5 protein-coding genes are annotated in these 6709 nt (G+C 61.4%); all 5 read left to right on the top strand.

From position 1 onward, the window contains the following. Positions 1-433: 433 nt before the first annotated feature. The 5 genes from OIU19_RS25150 to OIU19_RS25130 all read left to right on the top strand — a co-directional run bounded on the left by OIU19_RS25150 (position 434) and on the right by OIU19_RS25130 (position 6607). Entirely contained in the window at positions 434-2077 is a 1644-nt protein-coding gene (locus OIU19_RS25150) for an acetolactate synthase large subunit (RefSeq protein ID WP_264237287.1), read from the top strand. A 164-nt stretch (positions 2078-2241) separates the two neighbouring features. Beyond that, positions 2242-2796, top strand: a complete 555-nt coding sequence (locus OIU19_RS25145) for a UPF0149 family protein (RefSeq protein WP_264237286.1) — start codon at positions 2242-2244, stop codon at positions 2794-2796. Positions 2797-2951: 155 nt separating this feature from the next. Further along, on the top strand, positions 2952-3581 hold the full coding sequence (locus OIU19_RS25140; protein ID WP_264237285.1) for a glutathione S-transferase family protein: 630 nt from the start codon (positions 2952-2954) through the stop codon (positions 3579-3581). Positions 3582-3611: 30 nt separating this feature from the next. Beyond that, entirely contained in the window at positions 3612-5639 is a 2028-nt protein-coding gene (locus tag OIU19_RS25135) for a pyridoxamine 5'-phosphate oxidase family protein (protein ID WP_264237284.1), read from the top strand. A gap of 68 nt (positions 5640-5707) precedes the next feature. Next, positions 5708-6607 (top strand): LysR family transcriptional regulator, encoded by a 900-nt coding sequence (locus OIU19_RS25130; protein WP_264237283.1) that lies wholly within the window; start codon positions 5708-5710, stop codon positions 6605-6607. Positions 6608-6709 lie beyond the last annotated feature (102 nt).

Here is a 6709-nt window from a genome sequence, read left to right as displayed (position 1 = left end):
GTGAAACGATGCATCGCCGATGGTAGTGTGGGGTTTCCCCATGTGAGAGTAGGTCATCGTCAAGATTCATTTCGCAAAACCCCTATCTGCGCGAGCAGGTAGGGGTTTTGTCTTTTCCGGCCTGCTATATTGCCGCGCCCGATACCTGGCCTTGCCGCACCCCTTGTAGGAGCGGGCTTGCCCGCGAAGAGGCCTCTGGTACCACCCCTCCCGCCTTTCCCCCTCAAGCAAATGCATTTTGTCCGAACAAGTACATTTCTCCTACACGATAGGTGCGACAATATTGCAGTTCAACGACGTGACTTTCTCGCACATAGTCAGCGTCAAGACTTAGATTCGGGGGCACCTTCCGCCCGCGACAGACCGAAGTCAGTACACCGTGCTGACCGTCCTGGACGTCTCCACCGTCCTACTACTTGAGGTAACAAGCAAGATGGCTAAGGCCGCCGATGTCGTTGTGCAATGCCTGGAAAACGAAGGTGTCGAGTATGTGTTCGGCATTCCTGGTGAGGAGAACCTCGACCTGCTGGAGTCCCTGCGCAAGTCGAAGATCAAGCTGGTACTGACCCGCCACGAGCAGTCCGCAGGCTTCATGGCCGCCACCTATGGCCGCCTGACCGGCAAGACCGGCGTCAGCCTGTCGACCCTCGGCCCTGGCGCGACCAACCTGGTGACCGCCAGTGCGTACGCCTACCTGGGCGGTATGCCGATGATGATGATTACCGGCCAGAAGCCGATCAAGAAGTCCAAACAGGGCCGCTTCCAGATCATCGACGTGTGCGGCATGATGGCTCCCATCACCAAGTACACCCACCAGTTCGCCTCGGCCGACAACATCCCCGCGCGCATGCGTGAAGCTTTCCGTCTGGCTGAAGAAGAAAAGCCGGGTGCCGTGCACCTGGAACTGCCGGAAGACATCGCTGCCGAGCAGACTGATGCCATGCCGATCCCGCGCAGCCTGCACCGCCGCCCGCTGGCCGAGCATGTGGCCATCGAAGCCGCCATCGAGAAACTGCGCACCGCCCGCAGCCCGATCTTGGTCATCGGTGCCGGCGCCAACCGCAAGATGACCGCCAAAGTCCTCAAGCAACTGATCGACAAGACCGGCATTCCGTTCGTCACCACCCAGCTGGGCAAAGGTGTGGTCGATGAGCGCAGCCCACGCTTCCTGGGCAATGCTGCGCTGTCGTCCGGTGACTTCGTGCACCGCGCGATCGAAGCTTCCGACCTGATCATCAACATCGGCCACGACGTGATCGAAAAACCGCCGTTCTTCATGGTCCGTGGCGGCACTGAAGTCATTCACATCAGCTTCCGCTCCGCCGAAGTCGATGCCGTGTACTTCCCGCAGGTCGAAGTGATCGGTGACATCGCCAACGCCGTCTGGCAGATTGCCGAAGGCCTGGGCGATACCTCGCACTGGGACTTCACTCGCCTCATGGCGATTCGTGATGCCAACGAAGTGCAGATCGCCGAAGGTGCCGATGACGATCGCTTCCCGGTCTACCCACAGCGTCTGGTCGCCGATATCCGCCGCGTGCTGCCATCCGAAGGCATCGTGGCCCTGGACAACGGTATCTACAAGATCTGGTTTGCCCGCAACTACAAGGCGCACAAGCCCAACACCGTGCTGCTCGACAACGCCCTGGCGACCATGGGCGCCGGCCTGCCATCGGCCATGGCGGCGCACCTGGTCTACCCAGATCGCCCGGTGATTTCGGTGTGCGGCGATGGCGGCTTCATGATGAACAGCCAGGAGCTGGAAACCGCTGTGCGTCTGGGCATGCACATCACCGTGGTGATCCTGCGTGACGACGGTTACGGCATGATTCGCTGGAAGCAGGCCAACATGGGCTTCACCGATTTCGGCCTGGACTATGGCAACCCGGACTTCGTCAAATACGCCGAAGCCTATGGTGCCAACGGCCACCGTGTGGAAAGCGCCGAAGGCTTCCTGCCGCTGCTCGAGCACTGCATCAAGACCCCAGGCGTGCACGTGATCGACTGCCCGGTCGACTACAGCGAGAACGACCGCATCCTCAACAGCGAGCTGCGTGAGCGCGCGCTGGCGGTCTAAACGCTGACGCTCTATCGCGGTACATACCCGCTCCCACAGAGCCAGTACAGGCCTTGTGGGAGCGGGCTTGACCCGCGATGAGGCCCGCCCAGACAACACCTCTGTGCTTCACCTGATCATGTGCTAGGGTGCACTCCAACTCCTTACCCAGGACACCCAGACTCATGCTTCCCCGCCTCAATGAAAAAGAACTCGCCCGCCTCGAAGACCTGCTGATCACCTACGGCAACGACTTCTCCGTACTCAACCTGGCCGAGCTCAATGGTTTCTTTACCGCGCTTGCCAGCTCGCCAATCACCGTCACCCCGGAAAAATGGCTACCCGCCGTCAGCGGCGGCAAAGTGCCTAAGTTCAAACGTCCTGCTCATGAAGAGGCCTACACCGCACTGATGCTGCGTTACTGCAATGACGTAGCCGCGGAACTAGCCGAGCAGTTGGAGCACTTCGAGCCGTTGTTCGAAGAGAGCGAGGGCGAAGAAGGGCCGGCGATCATTCTCGAAGAGTGGTGCTTTGGCTACATGCGTGGCACCCAGGTCGCCCAGTGGGACGCATTGCCACCGGAGCAGGATGCACTGCTCAAGGCGATCTCCTTGCATGGCCTGGAAGATAACTTCGAGTTGCTCGACTCGATGAGCTTCGATGAGCTGCAAGCGTGCATGCCGCTGGTTATCGATGCCGCGCGTGGCTTGTATCGCTACCAGAAGCAGCAGCGCCACTGAGTTATTCGTGCAGCGCCATTCGCGCTTTGGCCGTGAATGGCTCGCTAATGATTATTTCGCTTGGCGAAATTATGGATTGCCCCTCGCACTGATTCTTTTGCCCGCAGATTAGGTGCAGCATGTGTTCCACAGCCTAACCCGCCTGGAGCGCAATCATGTCAACTGCCATCAAACTGTACAACTTCCCGAAATCTGGCCATGCCCATCGCATCGAGCTGATGCTCTCGCTGCTCAACCTGCCCACCGAACTGGTGTTGGTTGATCTGGCCAAGGGCGCACACAAGCAACCCGAGTTTCTGGCCATCAACCCGTTCGGCCAAGTGCCGGTGATCGACGATAACGGCACAGTGATCGCCGATTCCAATGCCATCCTCGTGTATCTGGCCAAGACCTACGGCGAGGGCCGCTGGCTGCCCGAGCAAGCCCACGCGGCCGCCCAAGTGCAACGCTGGCTGTCAGTGGCTGCCGGGCCGCTCGCCTATGGCCCCGCCGCTGCGCGGTTAGTGACTGTTTTTGGCGCGACGTTCAACACCGAGGAAGTCATCGCACGTGCCCACACGCTGCTGACAGTGATGGACCGTGAACTGGCCAAATCGCCATTCCTGGTCGGGGATACGCCCACCATCGCTGATATCGCCAACTACTCCTACATCGCCCACGCGCCGGAGGGCAATGTGTCGCTGGAGCCCTACGCTAACGTCCGTGCCTGGTTGGCGCGCATCGAGGCGCTGCCCGGATTCGTAGCGATGCCACGCACCGCTGTGGGCCTGCAAAGCGCAAATTGATCGCCACCCAACGCTGCGAGGTATGCCACCATGCGCGCACAACATCGAACTTCGCCTTGGCACGCCGGCGAAAAAAGCCTGCAGGAAAAGGTTGGCGTCGCCGAGCGCATGGAGCAGTTCGGGCAAAAGGTCATTCGCGACTACATGCCCGATCAGCATCGCCAGTTCTACCATCAGTTGCCGTTCATGGTGGCAGGTACGGTAGATGCCCAGGGCAGGCCTTGGGCAACCCTGCTCGAAGGCCCAGAAGGCTTTGTCACCTCACCCGAACCCCGCCAGCTTGTGATATCCGCTACACCGGCAGCTGATGATCCTGCTGCATCAGGTATTGTCGTGGGCCAAGCAATTGGCCTGCTGGGCATCGAGCTGCACACCCGGCGACGCAATCGCATCAATGGCCAGATCAGCCAGGCCGCAGGGGGACAGCTGCTGGTTGAAGTGGAGCAATCGTTCGGCAACTGCCCGCAATACATTCAACTGCGTAATTACCGGCGAGTCGACCAACCCGCACTGCCGCGTGAGGATTCGACCGCACTGGATGCTTCGACGATTGCGATGATCGAGTCGGCCGACACCTTTTTTGTCGCAAGCTACGTCGATCACGACGACGCTCAGCGTTCGGTGGATGTCTCGCACCGGGGAGGTCGCCCAGGCTTCATCAAGGTCGAGGGTAATCGCCTGACCATCCCCGATTATGCCGGCAACCTGCATTTCAACACCCTCGGCAATTTGCTGCTCACTCCACGGGCCGGGCTGCTATTCGTCGATTTCGCTAGTGGCAATGTGCTGCAGCTCTCAGGTCGCACCGAGCTGATTCTGGAGAGCCCGGCCATAGCCGCTTTCGAAGGTGCCGAGCGGCTGTGGACGCTAGAAGTCGAGCAAGTGGTGTGGCGCCCAGCTGGCGTGTCGCTGCGTTGGGCGTTCGAGGAGTATGCGCCGACCAGCCTGATGACCGGCACCTGGGCCGAGGCCGAGCAGCGCCTGAAACAGAGCAAGGCCCAACGAGAGTGGCAGAGTTGGCGTGTGCTTCAGATAGCGCAAGAGAGCCGCGATATCCGCTCGTTCTATCTGCAACCCGAGGACGGTTCGCCCGTGCCGTTCGCCGCAGGTCAGCACATCCCTGTGCGTGTTCGCCTGGGCGAGGACTCAGTGGTGCGTACCTACAGCCTGTCCAGTGCTCCCGCCGATGGCTATGTGCGTATCAGCGTCAGGGCGCAAGGCCCTGCATCGCGGCACTTGCATGAACAGGTTGCCGTGGGTGACCTGCTGCAGGTGCGCCTACCGATGGGCAGTTTCAAGCTCGATAGCGACAGCCCGCGCCCGGTCGTGCTGATTGGCGCGGGCGTGGGGATCACCCCACTCTGGGCAATGCTGCGCGAGCAACTGACGCGCCATCCCAGCCGACCTATTCATCTGTTCCAAGGCGCTCGAAGCCTGGCTGAATTGCCATTCCAACAGGAACTGACTGCGCTGCGGCAGGCCAACAGTGCGCTGAGCGTGCACCGAGCCCTGAGCCAGCCGGAAGCGCATGCGCAACAGGGACGCGATTACGAGCTCACGGGGCGCCTGGGTATTGAGCAGATCAAGAGTCGCCTGGCCTTGGATGACTACGACTTCTATCTGTGTGGCCCCCCTGGTTTCACCCAGGATATCTACGACGGACTACGTACTGTAAACGTGCCGGATCATCGCCTGCATGCCGAGGCCTTCGGACCTTCAACGCTCAAACGCCACGGCGATGCCTCGCAGCCGCCCCTGATGCAGCCGCCCGCAGCCAGTGTGCCAGTGCCGGTGTATTTCGCCGGCTCCGCCAAGGAGGCACGCTGGACACCCGACAGCGGCAGCCTGTTGGAACTGGCGGAGAATCGCGGTCTGTCACCGGACTTCAGTTGTCGGGGCGGTTCGTGCGGCAGCTGCAAGACCCGTGTGCTCAGTGGCCAGGTGCACTACCCGAATCCACCGGCAGAACTGCCGGACAGCGGCTCAGTATTGATCTGCTGCGCAGTTCCAGCTCAGCTAGAGGGTGACAGCGCTCAACCGTTAGTACTGGATCTATAGAACGCCGCACTTGTGCAAGCGGGTTGGCCCCGCGAATAATCGCCCCACGACAACCACGGGGGCGCGGCATGGATCAGATCCACCTGATGAAGGTGTTGGTGGCAGTCGGCGAGCTCGAGAGCTTCGCCGGCGCCGCGCGCCGTCTGGGCATCTCGCCCGCGGCGGTGACCCGGGCAATCAGCACGCTGGAGGAAACACTCGGGGTCAAACTGCTGCTGCGCACCACCCGCAGTGTGCGCCTGACTGAAGCGGGCAACCGCTATCTGGAGGACACCCGCAATATTCTCGCCAGCATCGCCGAAGCCAACGAAGCAGCCGCCGGGGTCAATGCAGCGCCCAAGGGCAATCTCTCGGTCACCGCACCGCTATTGTTCGGCAAGGCCTTCGTCATGCCTTGCATCGTCGACTACCTGCAGGCCTACCCGCAGGTTGATGTGTCGGCGTACTTTCTCGATCGGGTGGTCAACCTGGTGGAGGAGGGCATGGACGTCGCGGTGCGCATCGGTCCGCTGCCCGACTCGGGCCTCAAGGCCTTGCACGTCGGCCAGGTGCGCCGGTTGTTGTGCGCCTCGCCGGAGTACCTCGAACGCTACGGCGTGCCGCAGCATCCGAGTGAACTGGTGCAGCACACCGTGATCGCTGCCAGCGGCGTGTCACCGCGACTGGATTGGAAGTTCGGGCCGGCCCATGAACCGATCCAGGTTCGGCTCAAGCCGCGCCTGACCGTTACCAGCAATGATGCGGCCATCGTGGCCGCCAGTGCTGGCCTGGGGATCGCCCGGCTGCTGTCCTATCAGGTGGCAGGGGATCTGGCTGCCGGTCGTTTGCAGGTGGTGCTCGAAGCGTACGAGGAGGCGCCTTGGCCGATTCATGTGCTGCACCGGGAAAGCAAGTACGGCTCGGCCAAGGTGCGCGCCTTCATCGATAGGCTGGCGCAGCAGCTGCGGGCGCATCGGTATCTGAATTGAGCTAATGCTGTTCACTTAAGATTTTGGGGCCGCTTTGCGCCCCTTCGCGGGCAAGCCCGCTCCCACAGGTACGGCGCCGACCGTTCGAGCGGCGCCGTACCT

Source organism: Pseudomonas sp. BT-42-2, from assembly GCF_025847435.2.
GTDB lineage: Bacteria > Pseudomonadota > Gammaproteobacteria > Pseudomonadales > Pseudomonadaceae > Aquipseudomonas > Aquipseudomonas urmiensis.
This window is presented reverse-complemented; position numbering and strand designations above follow the sequence as displayed.